At 61.4% G+C, this 13,797-nt stretch carries 16 protein-coding genes; 9 read left to right on the plus strand and 7 right to left on the minus strand.

The window, feature by feature from the left end:
* Positions 1–148: 148 nt before the first annotated feature.
* The gene (dusA, locus tag RWK44_RS08370; protein WP_077978531.1) at positions 149–1,150 is read left to right on the plus strand and encodes a tRNA dihydrouridine(20/20a) synthase DusA; all 1,002 of its coding nucleotides are present in this window, start codon (positions 149–151) and stop codon (positions 1,148–1,150) included.
* Positions 1,151–1,187: 37 nt separating this feature from the next.
* Here dusA and RWK44_RS08375 read toward each other — a convergent pair whose 3' ends face one another.
* Positions 1,188–2,144 (minus strand): S1C family serine protease, encoded by a 957-nt coding sequence (locus RWK44_RS08375; RefSeq protein ID WP_077978532.1) that lies wholly within the window; start codon positions 2,142–2,144, stop codon positions 1,188–1,190.
* Between the two features lie 565 nt (positions 2,145–2,709).
* Between RWK44_RS08375 and RWK44_RS08380 the strand changes: the two genes are divergently transcribed.
* From RWK44_RS08380 to RWK44_RS08390, 3 genes are all read left to right on the plus strand, one after another.
* Complete coding sequence (locus tag RWK44_RS08380; protein ID WP_316028654.1) at positions 2,710–3,546, plus strand: alpha/beta fold hydrolase; 837 nt, start codon at positions 2,710–2,712, stop codon at positions 3,544–3,546.
* 3 nt (positions 3,547–3,549) lie between these two features.
* Entirely contained in the window at positions 3,550–3,870 is a 321-nt protein-coding gene (locus tag RWK44_RS08385; protein ID WP_410056133.1) for a hypothetical protein, read from the plus strand.
* 197 nt (positions 3,871–4,067) lie between these two features.
* Positions 4,068–4,277, plus strand: coding sequence for a hypothetical protein (locus tag RWK44_RS08390; protein ID WP_131619898.1), 210 nt, complete (start codon positions 4,068–4,070; stop codon positions 4,275–4,277).
* Positions 4,278–4,589: 312 nt separating this feature from the next.
* On the opposite strand, the gene RWK44_RS08395 is transcribed toward RWK44_RS08390, so the two are convergent.
* Positions 4,590–5,477: a hypothetical protein gene (locus tag RWK44_RS08395; RefSeq protein ID WP_316028655.1), complete on the minus strand. Its 888-nt coding sequence runs from the start codon at positions 5,475–5,477 to the stop codon at positions 4,590–4,592.
* A gap of 181 nt (positions 5,478–5,658) precedes the next feature.
* On the opposite strand from RWK44_RS08395, the gene RWK44_RS08400 reads away from it, so the two are divergent.
* The gene (locus RWK44_RS08400) at positions 5,659–6,150 is read left to right on the plus strand and encodes a BA14K family protein (RefSeq protein WP_077978536.1); all 492 of its coding nucleotides are present in this window, start codon (positions 5,659–5,661) and stop codon (positions 6,148–6,150) included.
* Positions 6,151–6,422: 272 nt separating this feature from the next.
* Here RWK44_RS08400 and RWK44_RS08405 read toward each other — a convergent pair whose 3' ends face one another.
* From RWK44_RS08405 to RWK44_RS08415, 3 genes are all read right to left on the minus strand, one after another.
* On the minus strand, positions 6,423–7,355 hold the full coding sequence (locus RWK44_RS08405) for a DUF3313 domain-containing protein (RefSeq protein WP_316028656.1): 933 nt from the start codon (positions 7,353–7,355) through the stop codon (positions 6,423–6,425).
* Between the two features lie 65 nt (positions 7,356–7,420).
* Positions 7,421–8,773, minus strand: coding sequence for a sensor histidine kinase (locus tag RWK44_RS08410; RefSeq protein WP_168284856.1), 1,353 nt, complete (start codon positions 8,771–8,773; stop codon positions 7,421–7,423).
* Complete coding sequence (locus tag RWK44_RS08415) at positions 8,773–9,444, minus strand: response regulator transcription factor (RefSeq protein WP_168284857.1); 672 nt, start codon at positions 9,442–9,444, stop codon at positions 8,773–8,775. Before RWK44_RS08415 ends, RWK44_RS08410 begins: the two co-directional genes overlap by 1 nt.
* 138 nt (positions 9,445–9,582) lie before the next feature.
* On the opposite strand from RWK44_RS08415, the gene RWK44_RS08420 reads away from it, so the two are divergent.
* Complete coding sequence (locus RWK44_RS08420; protein ID WP_316028657.1) at positions 9,583–9,729, plus strand: hypothetical protein; 147 nt, start codon at positions 9,583–9,585, stop codon at positions 9,727–9,729.
* Positions 9,730–9,745: 16 nt separating this feature from the next.
* Here the strand turns inward: RWK44_RS08420 and RWK44_RS08425 are convergent, their stop codons facing one another.
* Complete coding sequence (locus tag RWK44_RS08425; RefSeq protein WP_131642592.1) at positions 9,746–10,288, minus strand: NADPH-dependent FMN reductase; 543 nt, start codon at positions 10,286–10,288, stop codon at positions 9,746–9,748.
* Between the two features lie 163 nt (positions 10,289–10,451).
* Between RWK44_RS08425 and RWK44_RS08430 the strand changes: the two genes are divergently transcribed.
* The 3 genes from RWK44_RS08430 to RWK44_RS08440 are packed head-to-tail and all read left to right on the plus strand — an operon-like array spanning position 10,452 to position 13,056.
* Entirely contained in the window at positions 10,452–11,453 is a 1,002-nt protein-coding gene (locus RWK44_RS08430) for an ABC transporter ATP-binding protein (RefSeq protein ID WP_131663636.1), read from the plus strand.
* Positions 11,450–12,250, plus strand: coding sequence for an ABC transporter permease (locus tag RWK44_RS08435; protein ID WP_131642594.1), 801 nt, complete (start codon positions 11,450–11,452; stop codon positions 12,248–12,250). The genes RWK44_RS08430 and RWK44_RS08435 overlap by 4 nt, the downstream gene beginning before the upstream one ends.
* 2 nt (positions 12,251–12,252) lie before the next feature.
* A complete protein-coding gene (locus tag RWK44_RS08440; protein WP_131663638.1) occupies positions 12,253–13,056 on the plus strand; it encodes an ABC transporter permease in 804 nt (267 codons plus the stop codon).
* 24 nt (positions 13,057–13,080) lie between these two features.
* Here RWK44_RS08440 and RWK44_RS08445 read toward each other — a convergent pair whose 3' ends face one another.
* Positions 13,081–13,602 carry a winged helix-turn-helix transcriptional regulator gene (locus tag RWK44_RS08445; RefSeq protein WP_025395039.1) on the minus strand — a complete coding sequence of 174 codons (522 nt, stop codon included), beginning with the start codon at positions 13,600–13,602 and terminating at the stop codon, positions 13,081–13,083.
* Between the last annotated feature and the right edge of the window lie 195 nt (positions 13,603–13,797).

A 13,797-nucleotide genomic window follows, 5' to 3' on the forward strand; every position in this document is an offset into this window, starting at 1 on the left:
CGCAAGGAGCGCCGTTTCTGTTTGTGGTGATCGGCGGTCATTTGTCGATCGTATTGGCAAGTGTTATATGCGCGCTTGATGGATGCCCGCCCCATACGGCGGTGACGGTGCCGTGCTTGCACCGGTAACAAGGAATAATGGAACGTCGATGACGCAGAAGAGGCCGATTTTTGCGGTCGCCCCAATGATCGACTGGACGGATCGGCATTGCCGCTATTTCCACCGGCAGATCAGCCGCGAGGCGCTGCTCTATACCGAGATGGTGGTGGCCGATGCGATCATCCACGGCCCGCGCGACCGGCTGCTCGGTCATGACGCCGCCGAGCATCCGCTGGCGCTGCAGCTCGGCGGATCGGACCCGGCAAAGCTTGCCGAGGCGGTGAAGATCGCCGAGCCCTACGGCTATGACGAGATCAACCTCAATATCGGCTGCCCTTCCGATCGCGTGCAGTCGGGCACCTTCGGCGCCTGCCTGATGCTGACGCCGGAGACGGTGGCGGAATGCATCGCGGCGATGAAAAGGGTTGCAACCGTGCCGGTGACGGTGAAATGCCGGATCGGCGTCGACGAGCAGGAACCGGAACAGGCGCTGCCCGAGCTGATCACCCGCGTTCTAGACGCCGGCGCCGACGCGATCTGGATCCATGCGCGCAAGGCCTGGCTGAAGGGCCTGAGCCCCAAAGAAAACCGCGAGATCCCGCCGCTCGACTACGAGATCGTCTACCGGATGAAACAGCGCTGGCCCGACGTCTTCATCGGCATCAACGGCGGCATCCGCACGCTCGACGAAGCCGCCGTCCATCTCGACCATGTCGATGGCGTCATGCTCGGCCGCGCCGCCTATCAGAATGCGGCGATCCTTGCCGACATCGACCAGCGCTTCTTCGGCGCCCCTGCGAGCGAGCCGGACTGGGAGACGCTGCGTGACCGGATGATGGCCTATGCCGAACGCCACATCGCCAGCGGCGGCCGGCTGCAGCACGTGGCCCGCCATATGGTCGGCCTCTTCACCGGCCTGCCCGGTGCCCGCCGCTACCGCCAGATCCTCTCGACCGATGCCGCGAAAAACGGCGCTGGGCCGGAGGTGCTGGCGGCAGCCTTTGCGGCGGTGGATTTTTCGGGGACCGAGCAGCAAGCGGTCAGCGCCTGACGTACGTGACGTCTCGTCATGGCGTCGAAGTGCGGCGTCAGGAACGCGCCGTCGGCAGCAAGATCTTCTTCTCGATCCGGCCCGCCACCGAAAACACCAAAATCTCCGTATCCCTGCCGATCCTGCTGCCATCCATCAATCGGACGATATCATCGACGCCGCCGACCGGGCTGCCGTCGATGGCGAGGATATAATCGCCCTCCTGCAGCCCTCCCTTCGCCGCCGGCCCATCGGCTTCGACGCGGCGGATGCGCACGGAAGTCGTCTGCACCGTGCCCGCCGCAAGGGCCACCCGGCGCGGCAGCACGATCGTGTCGCCTGATATGCCGATGAAGGCACGCCTGACCTGCCCATAGCGGAGAATTTCCGAAACCACGAAATTGGCCGTATTCGACGCGACGGCGAAGGCGATGCTCTGCGCACCCTGGATGACGGCGGTGTTGACGCCGATGACCTCCCCGCCCGATGACACCAGTGGCCCGCCCGAGTTGCCGGGATTGAGCGCCGCATCGGTCTGGATCACGTCTTCCATCAGCCGGCCGCTGGCCGCCCGCATCGACCGGCCGAGCGCCGAGACGATGCCGGCGGTAACCGTCCATTCGAAGCCGAGCGGGTTTCCGATCGCGATCGCGATATGGCCCCTGCGCAGGCGTTGAGAATCTCCGAGCTTCGCCCAGGCGCCGGTGCTTGTATTGGCGCGAATGAGGGCAATGTCGGTATCGACGTCGCGACCCAACACCCGGCCCTCGGTGACGAAGCCGTCAGGCGTGGTGATGCGGACGACCTTGGCGTCGTCGACGACGTGATTGTTGGTGATGATCAGGCCGTCAGGCGAGACGGCGAAGCCAGACCCGTGCCCCTGCCGGCCTCCCACCCTCTCGATCCGGCTGACTGCCGGCCCGACGATGTCGATTGCTGCTGCGATCGATTGCGAATAGGCATCGATCAGCGCCCCATCATTCTGAGGCGCTATGTCCTTATCCATGTAACCCATTATTTGATCCTCAGGCGGCAATAACGGCCGTCCCGCCGCCGGCAAAGCCGTCGCGGTTGCGACGGTCCGCCATGGCGCTGTTGTATGAGGATTAGATGGTTGGGCGATGAACCGCGTTCAAGTGAGCGCCGGCAGCGGCATGCACGCGGCGGCAGAACGGGAGCCCACCTACCCCGGACAGATATATTGAACTACCCGGACGGATATATTGAACGAATATCAAAAAAATGGCTCATTACAGACGTTCGCCGCGCCCCTGACGGACTAGCCTGAGATGGCCAACAGCCGAGATACCGTGGATTAAAAGAATGTTCGCAGTGCAAAGCAGCCATGCGAAATGGGCGGGTTCACACCCATCCTCGCGGAAACATACAAACTTCTGTCATGTCAACAGAATAGAAAGAAGCATTCAATAAGCACATCAACATATTCGGGTTGATCAGGCGCGACCTTCTTGCCCCTGGCCTCCGGCCCAACGGCGCTCGTGGCCTTGTCAATTCTGCAGGCAACAGCGCAAACTTCTGACCGCATCAATCCAACCAACCCCAACCAACGGAGCCAAAAGATGAGCACGGTTACCACCAAGGACGGCGTCGAAATCTTCTACAAGGATTGGGGGCCGAAGAGCGCCCAGCCGATCATGTTTCATCACGGCTGGCCGCTATGCTCCGACGACTGGGATGCCCAGATGCTGTTCTTCCTCGAGAAGGGCTACCGGGTCGTCGCCCATGACCGGCGTGGCCATGGCCGCTCGACCCAGGTGGGCGACGGTCACGATATGGATCACTACGCCGCCGATGCCGCAGCCGTTGTCGAGCATCTCGACCTCAGGAATACTGTCCATGTCGGCCACTCCACCGGCGGCGGCGAAGCGACCCATTATGTCGCCCGCCATGGCCAACCACAGGGCCGCGTCGCCAAGCTGGTGATCATCGGCGCCGTGCCGCCGATCATGGTAAAATCCGAAGCCAATCCCGGTGGCCTGCCGATCGAAGTCTTCGATGGCTTGCGCAAGCAGCTCGCCGCCAATCGCGCGCAGTTCTATTACGATCTGCCGGCCGGTCCGTTCTACAGCTTCAACCGGCCGGGCGCGAAGGTCCTGGAACCGGTCATCAACAATTGGTGGCGCCAGGGCATGATCGGCGGCGCCAAAGCGCATTACGACGGCATCAAGGCCTTTTCGGAAACCGACTTCACCGAAGACCTGAAGATCATCACCGTGCCGACTTTCGTCATGCATGGCGACGACGACCAGATCGTGCCGATCGCCGACTCTGCCCTGCTCTCGTCCAAGCTCCTGCAGAACGCCACGCTGAAGGTCTACGAGAAATTCCCGCATGGCATGTGCACCACTCATGCCGACATCATAAACCCCGACATCCTCGCCTTCATCAAGGGCTGATCCGTGATGTTGCCGGGCGCCGACGAGGCGCCCGGTTGCTGTTATGGCTGTGACTCCATACGTAGGCACGCCGGCCATGTCGATCGATTGACGGCCAGTGACTCATTTTCCCATGAAACCGTTTTCGCCGATTTGCGTTTAGCGGCCATGAAAAGAGAACGTGAACCCTCATCAAAGGCTTACCGGCAGGATCGTTTCGAAAACACCGAGCGAGCCGCCAAGGAAACCATCGAGGCGGAGCAGCGGGCCCGCCGCGAAAAAACCAAGCGGCTGAAAGAGCTGCGCCTGGCGCAACAAAGCGGCCAGGATCCCGCAACCAAGTAGATCTCACGCTCACACCATCCGTCCGGCCGACGCCTTGATCGGTCTCATCTCGTGCCGCCGCCCTCGCCCGCATCTTCTCGCGCGGCCAAAATTGTTTTTTGAATTTCGGACCTTCGCCCATCTTGCAGAGCAAAGATCGCGAAATTATCTTTTTTTTCACGAAAGCGATTCACGGCATCCAAAAAGGGCAGATTGCGATGTCAGACAAGCTGTTTAGCACACGTGACGAACCGCTCGCCTCGGAAGACCTCGATGTGTGCAGGCGTGTCCATGAATCTCTCTGTAGCGGTCTAAAGATCGACAGAGCAGGCAAGGAGGCCGACCGTCTTGGCGCCCTCATCATCGAGCTTTACCGCCAAGGTGTGCATGACGAAAGCCAGCTCCGACTGCTGGCCGGCGGAAGGTGAGCCTGATAACGCGCCTTCAGGTTCAAAAGGCCTTTCACCATTCCGTTCGCTCGCCAATGCTTTAGCCATGGACCTGTTGACAGCCCGCACCAGCGCCGTCCGGTGAGGGCCAGCAGGTTGTTGGCGTAGGCGGCGAGTTCGAGGGGGCCGACATACATACGCAACGGCCGGCAACGAAGCCGGGTCTGGAGCCGCGGGCAGTTGCACGGCGGCAGTGGCCTGATCCAGCGCCATGTCGCCGACGACAAGCAGCATTGCCCCGTCGTCGAAGGAGCAATGAATTCGGCAAATCCCAAGGTTCCTCAAGGAGGATTACGGGTTCGTTGTCGTCTCGGTGCTTGTGGCAGAGGTCTCGGTTTGGTCAATACTTTGGGCGGCTTCAGTGGTGTCCGCTGTGACTTCCATTCCAGTCTCAGAGGTTTCCTCAGCCGCGACCGGGTCTGTCGTCGCGCTCCCGTCGGCCGTCTCGCCGGTCGCTGTCTCGGTCTCTGCTGCCGGGGTTTCCGGTGTCGGGGCGGCTACCGCCAAGGCGTCTCTCATCTGGTCGATCGTTCCGATAGCTGTTCCGACACCGAGCGTCTCCTGTGCCCAGCCCAAAGCCTCCGGCGTGACCGTGCCTGTCTTGGTTGCGGCGGCCAGCGCCGCAGTCAGGGCGGCATCGCCCAATACCGGATCGTCGGCCGGTGGCGCCACCCCGTTGGTGAGTTCATATTGAGCGTACGCCGTGCTGAACGCGGCAATCGCGGCCATCCGAGGATCAGCCGTTTTCATGAGAGCATGGAAGTTGCGCTTCAGCGAATTGAGACCGGCAAGCTCTGCTGCTGGCTTCTTTGCAGGTTTTGTCGCCGGCGCTTTGGCGATGGTCGTCTTTTTGGACGTGCCCTTCGTACTGACAGTCTGCTTGGCCGATTTCGTCTTGGCGGCCTTGCCCGTGCTTCCGGTCCGGCCACTTTCTGTCTTCCCCCTCGAGCTGGCGCTGCCCTTTCCGCCGCCGCTATTGCTGCTACCGCCTCCATGACCTCCGCCGCTGTTTCCGCCGCCGTGGCCACCACCGCCACCGCCACCGTTGCCACCACCATTGCCACCACCGTTGCCGCCTTTCGCGAAAGCAGGCGAGAAATCGGTGAAGGTGATGTTGAGAGGTGCAATCGCGAAGCTCGTCGAGAGACAGAGAACACCGAGAATTCTGGAGAGGCGCATGCTAATCCTTCCGACATGCACAGGAGTGCCGTTACATCTCGGTCATTGATGCGGCCCATCCATAAAGATCTAATTGACTATCTACTTTCAATTTGAACTTGTTGCTGAATTTCCCGAAATGAACCATTCCCCTTCCCCTGCGTTATCCCCTCGATACATCCGTTTACCCAAGGTGAGTGAAATGAACAGATTCGCCATCATTGCCCTGTCGATAGCGACGGCCTTCTCCGGAATGCCGGCCTCGGCAGGCCCGGCGTTCATGCCGAGCCCGGTGCAATCGGCGCAACCGGCGCCGCAAAGCGCCGATGCCCGCATCATGACCGTTGGCTGCAATAACTTCACGAACTGCCCGGGTCAGTTCAGCAATAATCGCAGGTGGTATCGCAACCGCCACTATCGCAACCGAGACTACTACCGCGACCGAGACTACTACCGAGACGACCGCTATGGCTGGGATCGTCGCTACGATCGCCGGTATCGCCGCCACGACAACACCGGCGCCATCATCGGCGGTCTGGCCGCCGGCGCCATCATCGGCGGCATCCTCGCTTCGCAGCCGCGCGCACGTGCCTATAGTTCGCATGCGGACTATTGCTACAGCCGATATCGGTCCTATCGCGCCTCCGACAATACCTACCAGCCGAACTACGGCCCACGCCGCCAGTGCCGTTAACCGGTCCACCATTTAGCAACAAGCCTCGCAACAAGATGCGGGGCTTTTTGATGCCTGTGCCGAACCAACTCGCCCGCTTCCCTCCGACAGACCCGATCAGATCAAGCTGTATTTCTGGCTGCGGCCTGGCGTCGTCGTCTGACGTGAAGCGCGACGGATTTCTAGACGGACGGAGCACAAGCCTTGCCCGCCTTTGCTCCGTCCGTCCCCTCAGCCTGGGGCGGGCTGAGTGCTGATCGCGACGGCTTGTCGGGCGCCGCCACCGGATTCTCTCAATAGGTCGCGGCCGGTTTTGGCTTCTTCTCGGTCCATTGCGGCGGCGCGCCGTATTTGGCGGCCACGGCGCCCATCAGTCCGGGCGGGCGGCCGAAGGCGTCGCAGGCGGCGTATTTCGGTTTGCCGCCGAGCCAGGATTTCATCCGCTGCCCCGAGGGCAGCGAGACATCCAGTCCCTTCGGCTCCTTGCCTTTGATCAGCATGCGGGAAAACTCGCTGCTGAATTTCGAAGCCAGGCTATAGGCGTCGCCGACTTCGGAAACGCGGGGATTGTTCTGCAGCGAGTTTGCACCACGCGACCAGACGATCGCCGCCCGCTGTACGCCACCGCTGTCGACTGCCTCCGCCTCGACCGCCAATCCGCCGAGGCCAGCCGGCAGGCGGGGCACGCTGACCGGCAGCATGAAACCGGTGCCGACGGTCACCACGGTCGAAACACCCGCCATCGCCTTGTTGGTCGGCACGATGTCGGTGACGACGGAGCGGATTGTCAGATCTGCCGGCTGGCCGGCAGAGACCAGCTGGTATTTGTCGCTGAGCGAAATGCAGAGTGCCCGGTCTAGAGCATTCGCCACCATCACGCGATCGGCGTCCGACTTGACGCGGGTCGCGGCGTTGAAGGCGAAGGTCGTCGGCACGATGCTCAGCGTCTTTGCCGGGCTAAGGCGCGTCCCATCGACATAAACGCGCGATTTCGACAGCTTGCCCTTCGGCGCGCCGAGATTGCCATAGGAAGAAAGCGTGCCGGCCTCCTTTAGCGGCACCGAGCTGCACCCGGCCGCGGCCATGACGAGCGCCACCGGCAGAGCGAGGCACAAACTTCTCGACGCCACGGGGAAGGAAAATGGGAATGGATTGCTGCGCACGCTGTCTGGCCTCCGTCGCCGATGAACTCGGGCGAAAGTGGCGGTCGAGAATTGCCGCAACATTACAGTTCGCTTCCCAGAGCCTTTGCTGATCAGAATTAGGGTGGATGCTGCCAAGCAAACCTGACCTATGCGAGTTCGATCACCACCCGCGTCCCGACAGCGCTGCTCTCGATGCTGACCTCGCCGCCATGGTTTGCGGCGACCTGCTTGACGAGGCTGAGGCCGAGACCGGCGCCCCTGCTCTTCGGGGTGACGCGATAAAATGGCTCGAACACCAGCTCCCGATGTTCGGCCGGAATACCCGGCCCTTCGTCGGCGACCGTGATCCGCCCGCCGCCGGAACGTGAGCCCGACACAGAAACCGTGATCATGCCCTTGTTGCCGCCGTGATCGATGGCGTTGCGCACGAGGTTGCTCACTGCCCGCGGCAGCGCCGAAGGGCTGCCCTTGCGTTTCAGGCTCTTGACCTCGCTCTGAAACGAAATCTGATAGCCGGCGGCAATCGCCAGCGGCGCCAGATCGGCAACCGTCATTCGGGCGATCTCGACGAGATCAACCATTTCGTCGAGATCGGCCGCCTGGTCATTGCGCTCGAAATCGAGCAGCTGCTCGGCCGCTTGCGCGAGCCGCGCCACGTCGTCAAGCAGCCGCTGCCGCTCGCGCCCGTCGGGCATGCCGTCGATCCGTGTCTGCATGATAGCGATCGGCGTCCGAAGCTCATGCGCCGCGTCGAGCAGGAAACGCTGGCGTTTCTTAAACTCGTTCTCAAGCCGCTCAAGCGTTCCGTTAAAAGCAATCACCAATGGTGCGATTTCCGTGGGAATACCATCCACCGGCAATCGGGCTCCTTGCCGGCGGGGTTCGATTTCCGATGCCTTGCTCGCTATATCCTTCACGCCGGCCAAAGCGCGCGCTACGACGCGGGGGATCGTTAGAAAAACCCCGGGCAAAGCGATGGCCAAAAGTGGTGTGTAAATGAGGTAGGTTTTGCCGAGTATTGCCAGAAATGCGGAGCTTCTGCTGGCGTTTCCGCCGTACATAACTCTGTACTCGCCTTCTGCCGTGTCGACACGGTCGATGGAGGCGACCTCGGTCGTACCAGACGCCCCTCGTATGTCGGCGTCTTTGATAAGGTAAACGTACCGGGCTAGGTCGGCATAGGGCGCCGGTATTACGCCGTAGGAGGCCGTTTCTCCACTGGGTGTTGCGACGAAAAACCAGAGCCTGTTGTTCTCAGCCTTAAACGACCTGAGACGCGGGCTATCAGCTATGGCGATCCTGCCCTGCGAGTCACGCGTAAGAGCTTCCTCGAGGACTGCAGTCAGCTGAACCTGCATTCCTTCATTGGGTGAGAGGATGCTGGTGGCGTAAATGCAAAGCCCGATGATCACCGTCGCAACAACAGCCACGAAAACGATACTGAGCTGCCAGCTGAGCGTCCACCAGAGTGAAAGGTTCGACTTGGTCGCCTCGCGCATCATTCTTCCTTCATGAGATAGCCGACGCCGCGGATATTATGAATTGCGACGCCGGCGCCGGCATCGATCAGCCGCTTGCGCAGCCGCGAAATATGCGCGTCGAGCGCGTTCGACTGGATTTCCTCTTCGTAATTATAAACCGCCGCCTCCAGCGTCGAGCGCAGCACGGTCTTCTCCCTGCGCCGGGCAAGGGCTGCAAGCACCAGAAGTTCGCGCCGGGGCAGATCGAGCGGCACGGCATCGACGGTGACGCTGAGATGCAGCGGGTCGATCACCATCCGCCCGGCCGTGATCTTGAGTTCAGCCAGTTCAGGCGATCGCCGCAGCACGGCCCTGAGCCGCGCCATCAGCTCCTCGACCAGGAACGGCTTTCCGAGATAGTCGTCGGCCCCGAGGTCGAGGCCCTCGATCCGCTCCTTCGGTTCGTTCAGCGCCGTCATCACGATGATCGGCGTATCCTTCCCCGTCCGCCTGAGCTCGGGAATGAAGCTCAGCCCCTCCCCGTCGGGCAGGCGCCGGTCGAGCAGGATCGCATCATAGAGGTTCTGCCGCGTCAGCTCGACCGCATCGACCAGATGCACCGTGTGGTCGGTAACGATCCCATGTTTGCCGAGTGCGACCGACAGCGCCGCGGCCAACTCCCTCTCATCCTCTATCAGCAGTATCCGCATCGCCCGTCCATTACCTCGCTCTCCCCTCTGTCCGCCACAAGGGTTGCGGCAGCATTGCGGAGCTTGCAAGGCGGCCGGTCATGCTGCTGCAATTGTTGAGGTCCAGCACAAGAATATTCGCGGCAGCTGGAGATCAAGATGATCCGACATATCCTTCGTCTCCTGACGAGACACTTCCTCTCCGCTTTCATCCTCGCCGCGCTGCTCGCAGCCCCGCTCGTCATTCTGCACACGCTTCACGAAAAGACGGCATTCGAGAACGTCCTGCTGATGGACGTCCGATGATGCAGCGAGCGGACCCTCAGGCGGTCTTACTGTCTGCCGTGCAATAGGCCGAGAATGCCTGAAGATAGGCCTGCACCTTGGAACGGTTCTCCGCTGCCTCAATGGTGTTGAACACCTCGGCCGGCTCCAGCTTCATCAAAGGAAGCCTGAGGAAAATATCGCCCGCGAACCGGTCGGTGATGGTCGCAAGAACGGTGCGAAGACCCGTCAGCATGTCGTCGCCGCGATGGGATGCGTGCAGCAGGGCGATCGGCTTATGGACGATCTCATCTCCCGATACGAGCCAGTCGATCGCATTCTTAAGGCCGCCGGGGATGGATCGGACATATTCCGGGCTGGCAATGATCACCCCATCGCTCTGAGCGATCGCATCGATGAAATTCCGCACTGCCTCCGGCAGATGCTCTCCCTCGAGATCGGGCGAGAATACCGGCAACCGCCCCACGCCGTCGAAGATCGAAATCTCGATCTCATTTGGCGCTACGGCGCGAACAGCCTGCAGCATGGCGGTATTGGTGGAATTGCGCCGGGCGCTGCCGGATATCGCGAGAATCTTCATGATCCTAACAGGAAATGATTGATCATGGCTGTCAACGCAAAAGGCTACGCTAGACCGATTGAGTAACGCCCCAAAAAGCGACTTTTGCTTGAACTGGCCGAGCCTCGCGTTAGCCTGGATGCTGCTGCCGAATCGGCTGGAATTACCCCTTGAGGAAATACACATGTCGGCTTTGATCGAGGCGCGGGGCGTCAGCAAACGCTTCCGGCAGCACAAGCGATTTCCGGGCCTGCTGGGCGCCTTGAAGACGCTGGTGACCAACGAATATACGGAAGTTCTGGCCGTTTCCGACATCGGTTTCGACATCGCGGCCGGCGAAGCCGTTGGCTATCTCGGCCCGAATGGCGCCGGCAAATCGACAATGATCAAGATGATGACCGGCATCCTGGTGCCGAGCGACGGCACGCTCTCGGTCCTCGGCCGGACACCACATCTGCGGCGGATGGACAATGCCCGCGAGATCGGCGTCGTTTTCGGCCAGCGCAGCCAGCTGTGGTGGGACCTGCCGCTGGTCGACAGCTTTACCCTGCATCAGCGCATCTACGACATTCCCACCGCCCGCTATGCGGATAATCTCCGACGCTTCAGCGAGTTGCTTGATTTGACGCCCTTTCTCGACCGCGCGGTGCGCCAGCTCAGCCTCGGTCAGCGCATGCGCGCCGAGATCGTGATGTCGCTGCTGCACGACCCCAATATCCTCTTTCTGGACGAGCCGACCATCGGGCTTGATGTGGTCGCCAAGGACGCCGTGCGACGTTTTCTCGCCGAGATCAACCGTGAGCGCGGCGTCACCATCATCCTCACCACCCATGACCTGCAGGACATCGAGACCATCTGCCCGCGGCTGATCATGGTCGATCATAGCAGGCTCATCTTCGACGGCGAGTTGAAGAGCCTGCGCGCGGCATTGGGTTCGGCCCGGCGGCTGACACTTGAATTTGCCAGCGACCCTGGACCGCTGCCGTTGCGCACCGCGGCACTCGTCAGCGATGAGGGCCTGCGCAAGAACTATCTCATCGAGCGTGAAGACGTATCGCTGGTCGCAATCCTGTCGGAGGTCGGCAGCGGGCGCGGCCTCAAGGATGTGGCGCTGCACGAGCCCGACATCGAAGAGGTTATCCGCACCTTCTACCAGCGGCGCAATGCCAAGGCTCTGGCATCATGAGCGCCTATTTCGCCTTCGCCCGCAGCTCCTTCCATTCGCAGCTCGCCTACCGCAACGAAGTATGGGCCAATATCTTCGGCAAACTCGTGCAGGTCTTTGCGCGTGTCGCCATCTGGCAGGCGGCCTATGCCGGCATCGGCGGCATCGTGGTCGATGGCGTGTCCCTGCAGCAGATGGTGACCTATGCCCTGCTCGGCGGCGCCGTGATGGGCGCGACCCGCCCTGAAAGGATCATCGGCGAAATCGGCCGGTCGCTCAAGACAGGCGATATCGCAGTCTGGCTGCTCAAGCCCTTGTCCTATCCGCTCTATCTTTTCGCCAACGAATGCGGCAGCTTTGGTTACCGCCTGATGACCCAGGTCATTCCGACCATCGCCTTTACCGCGTTGTTTTACGGCATGCTGCCGCCGGCGACCCTGTTCGATGGCTTGATGTTCATCGCCTTCTGGGCGCTGTCCTTTACGCTGCTGTTCCTGATGTCGGCGCTCTTCGGCCTCGTCGCCTTCTGGCTGATGACGAGCTTCTCGCTGGACTGGATCCTAGGCGCCCTGCTGCAATTGTTCTCAGGGCTACTGATACCGTTCTGGTTCTTCCCCGAACCGCTGGCCACGATTGCCCGCCACCTGCCCTTCGCCTGGGTGGTCTATTATCCCAATGCGGTCTATCTAGGCAGGCTGTCCGCGGCCGATGTCTGGCTGCATCTCGGCCTGGGCCTTGCCTGGGCCGCGCTGTTCCTCGCCGGCGTTCTCTGGCTGTGGCGCTGCGCCTCCACCCGCATCACCGTGCAGGGAGGTTGATCGTGCTTATTCATCACCTTCGCGTCCTGCCGCTGCTGGTGCGGATGCATGTCCGCTCCCAGATGGAATATCGCGGCGCTTTCTGGCTCGACCGTCTTGCGCAGATCCTTTCCTATGGCAGCGTCTTTGCCACCATCGGCATCCTGCTCGCCCGCTTCGATACGCTTGGCGGCTGGACCTGGCCGGAACTGGCGCTGCTGTTCAGCTTCCAGCTGCTGGCTTACTCGCTCGGCGCCGCGATGAGCTTCGTGCAATTGCGCGACCTCGAAGAACTGGTGCGGCTCGGCACTTTCGACACGCTGTTGGTCAAGCCTTTCAGCCCCTGGGCCTATCTGGTTTTTTCCGGCCTCAATATCGGCTATGCCGGCCACGTCATCCTGGCGGTCCCGCTGATGGGCTGGGCCGTTCTGTCCGTCGACTTCGCCTGGTCGGTCTGGTCGGCATCGTTCTTTATTGCCGCGCTCCTCAGCGCGACGCTGCTGACCGCGGCGCTCATCACCATGATCGGCGCCACGGCGCTGATCTGGGTGCGCTCCAACCACCTGTTCTCGATCTTCTTCGGCTTTTGGGAATTGACGCGCTACCCGCTCAACATTTTCCCCGGCAGCATCCAGACCATCCTCATCACGGCGGTCCCGCTCGCCCTCACCAGTTCGGTCCCCGTCGGCGCCCTGCTCGGCAAGCCCATCCCGATCCTCGGGGACTGGGCCGGGCCGGTGGCTCTCCTCGCCGGCCCGATCTGGGTGTTGATATCAATTGCCTACTGGCGATATGCCACCAGCAAGTACCAGGGTGCCGGCGGCTGATCGAGCCGACCGACTTCCTCGATATCAGGATGCCTGCGACAACGATCTCGCGCGGACCTCGAGGAATGCCGCAGTCAGCTTAGCGAGCACCGGCGAAGTGCATGTACCGTTGGCGCCGCCGATCGGGTCGACGATGTGGATCTGCCGGAGATCCTCCATAAATTCGTCCCACAGCGGCGGCCCGCCTTCTTCGAGAAGCTGCGCACGGATGCTCAGCTCCTCGCTCACAGGCAGATGCCGCCGTCCCCAGGCGCCGATCATGGCAAAGACCGGCACGAGCTGGATCGCTGGCTCCGCCAGGCTGTAGATCGCTTTCTGGCTGTGGCTCGGGTCGTCCCGCTTGCTGATGAATCCGAGCGAAAGCAGACGCTTCAGCCTGGCAGCCAGAATGTTGGAGGCAATGCCCTCCTCCGAATGGGTCAGAAGATCGCGGAAATGGCGGCGGTTGCCGAACATGATGTCCCTGATGATGATGAGACTCCACCGATCGCCCAGCACTTCCATCGTCAGATTGATCGGGCAGCCCGAACGCAGTTCAATATCCACGAATTCTCTCCTTAAAACTGGTTGCAATATAGGATCACTTATGCGCCAATGCAACTAGTTTCGATCCGCAATCAGATGGAGGAGAGCAACATGTCCAAGGTCGATTCCTTCACGCCAGCGCATGCCGCAGGATGCCCGCGGCGGCAATGGCGATGATGACATCAAGACGGAAATCCCAATGCAAAAGATCCTGGC

Origin of the sequence: Rhizobium sp. 25PS6, from assembly GCF_032464655.1 — a bacterium.
Classification (GTDB): Bacteria; Pseudomonadota; Alphaproteobacteria; order Rhizobiales; family Rhizobiaceae; genus Rhizobium; species Rhizobium laguerreae.

Excerpts from the sequence above, each read along its gene's own strand:
- RWK44_RS08395 (WP_316028655.1), bottom strand. The coding sequence starts at position 5,477 with ATGCGCCTCTCCAGAATTCTCGGTGTTCTCTGTCTCTCGACGAGCTTC.
- RWK44_RS08390 (WP_131619898.1), top strand. The coding sequence starts at position 4,068 with ATGTCAGACAAGCTGTTTAGCACACGTGACGAACCGCTCGCCTCGGAA.
- RWK44_RS08410 (WP_168284856.1), bottom strand. The coding sequence starts at position 8,773 with ATGCGCGAGGCGACCAAGTCGAACCTTTCACTCTGGTGGACGCTCAGC.
- RWK44_RS08405 (WP_316028656.1), bottom strand. The coding sequence starts at position 7,355 with ATGTTGCGGCAATTCTCGACCGCCACTTTCGCCCGAGTTCATCGGCGA.
- RWK44_RS08425 (WP_131642592.1), bottom strand. The coding sequence starts at position 10,288 with ATGAAGATTCTCGCGATATCCGGCAGCGCCCGGCGCAATTCCACCAAT.
- RWK44_RS08435 (WP_131642594.1), top strand. The coding sequence starts at position 11,450 with ATGAGCGCCTATTTCGCCTTCGCCCGCAGCTCCTTCCATTCGCAGCTC.
- RWK44_RS08375 (WP_077978532.1), bottom strand. The coding sequence starts at position 2,144 with ATGGGTTACATGGATAAGGACATAGCGCCTCAGAATGATGGGGCGCTG.
- RWK44_RS08420 (WP_316028657.1), top strand. The coding sequence starts at position 9,583 with ATGATCCGACATATCCTTCGTCTCCTGACGAGACACTTCCTCTCCGCT.
- RWK44_RS08380 (WP_316028654.1), top strand. The coding sequence starts at position 2,710 with ATGAGCACGGTTACCACCAAGGACGGCGTCGAAATCTTCTACAAGGAT.
- RWK44_RS08415 (WP_168284857.1), bottom strand. The coding sequence starts at position 9,444 with ATGCGGATACTGCTGATAGAGGATGAGAGGGAGTTGGCCGCGGCGCTG.
- dusA (WP_077978531.1), top strand. The coding sequence starts at position 149 with ATGACGCAGAAGAGGCCGATTTTTGCGGTCGCCCCAATGATCGACTGG.
- RWK44_RS08400 (WP_077978536.1), top strand. The coding sequence starts at position 5,659 with ATGAACAGATTCGCCATCATTGCCCTGTCGATAGCGACGGCCTTCTCC.
- RWK44_RS08430 (WP_131663636.1), top strand. The coding sequence starts at position 10,452 with ATGTCGGCTTTGATCGAGGCGCGGGGCGTCAGCAAACGCTTCCGGCAG.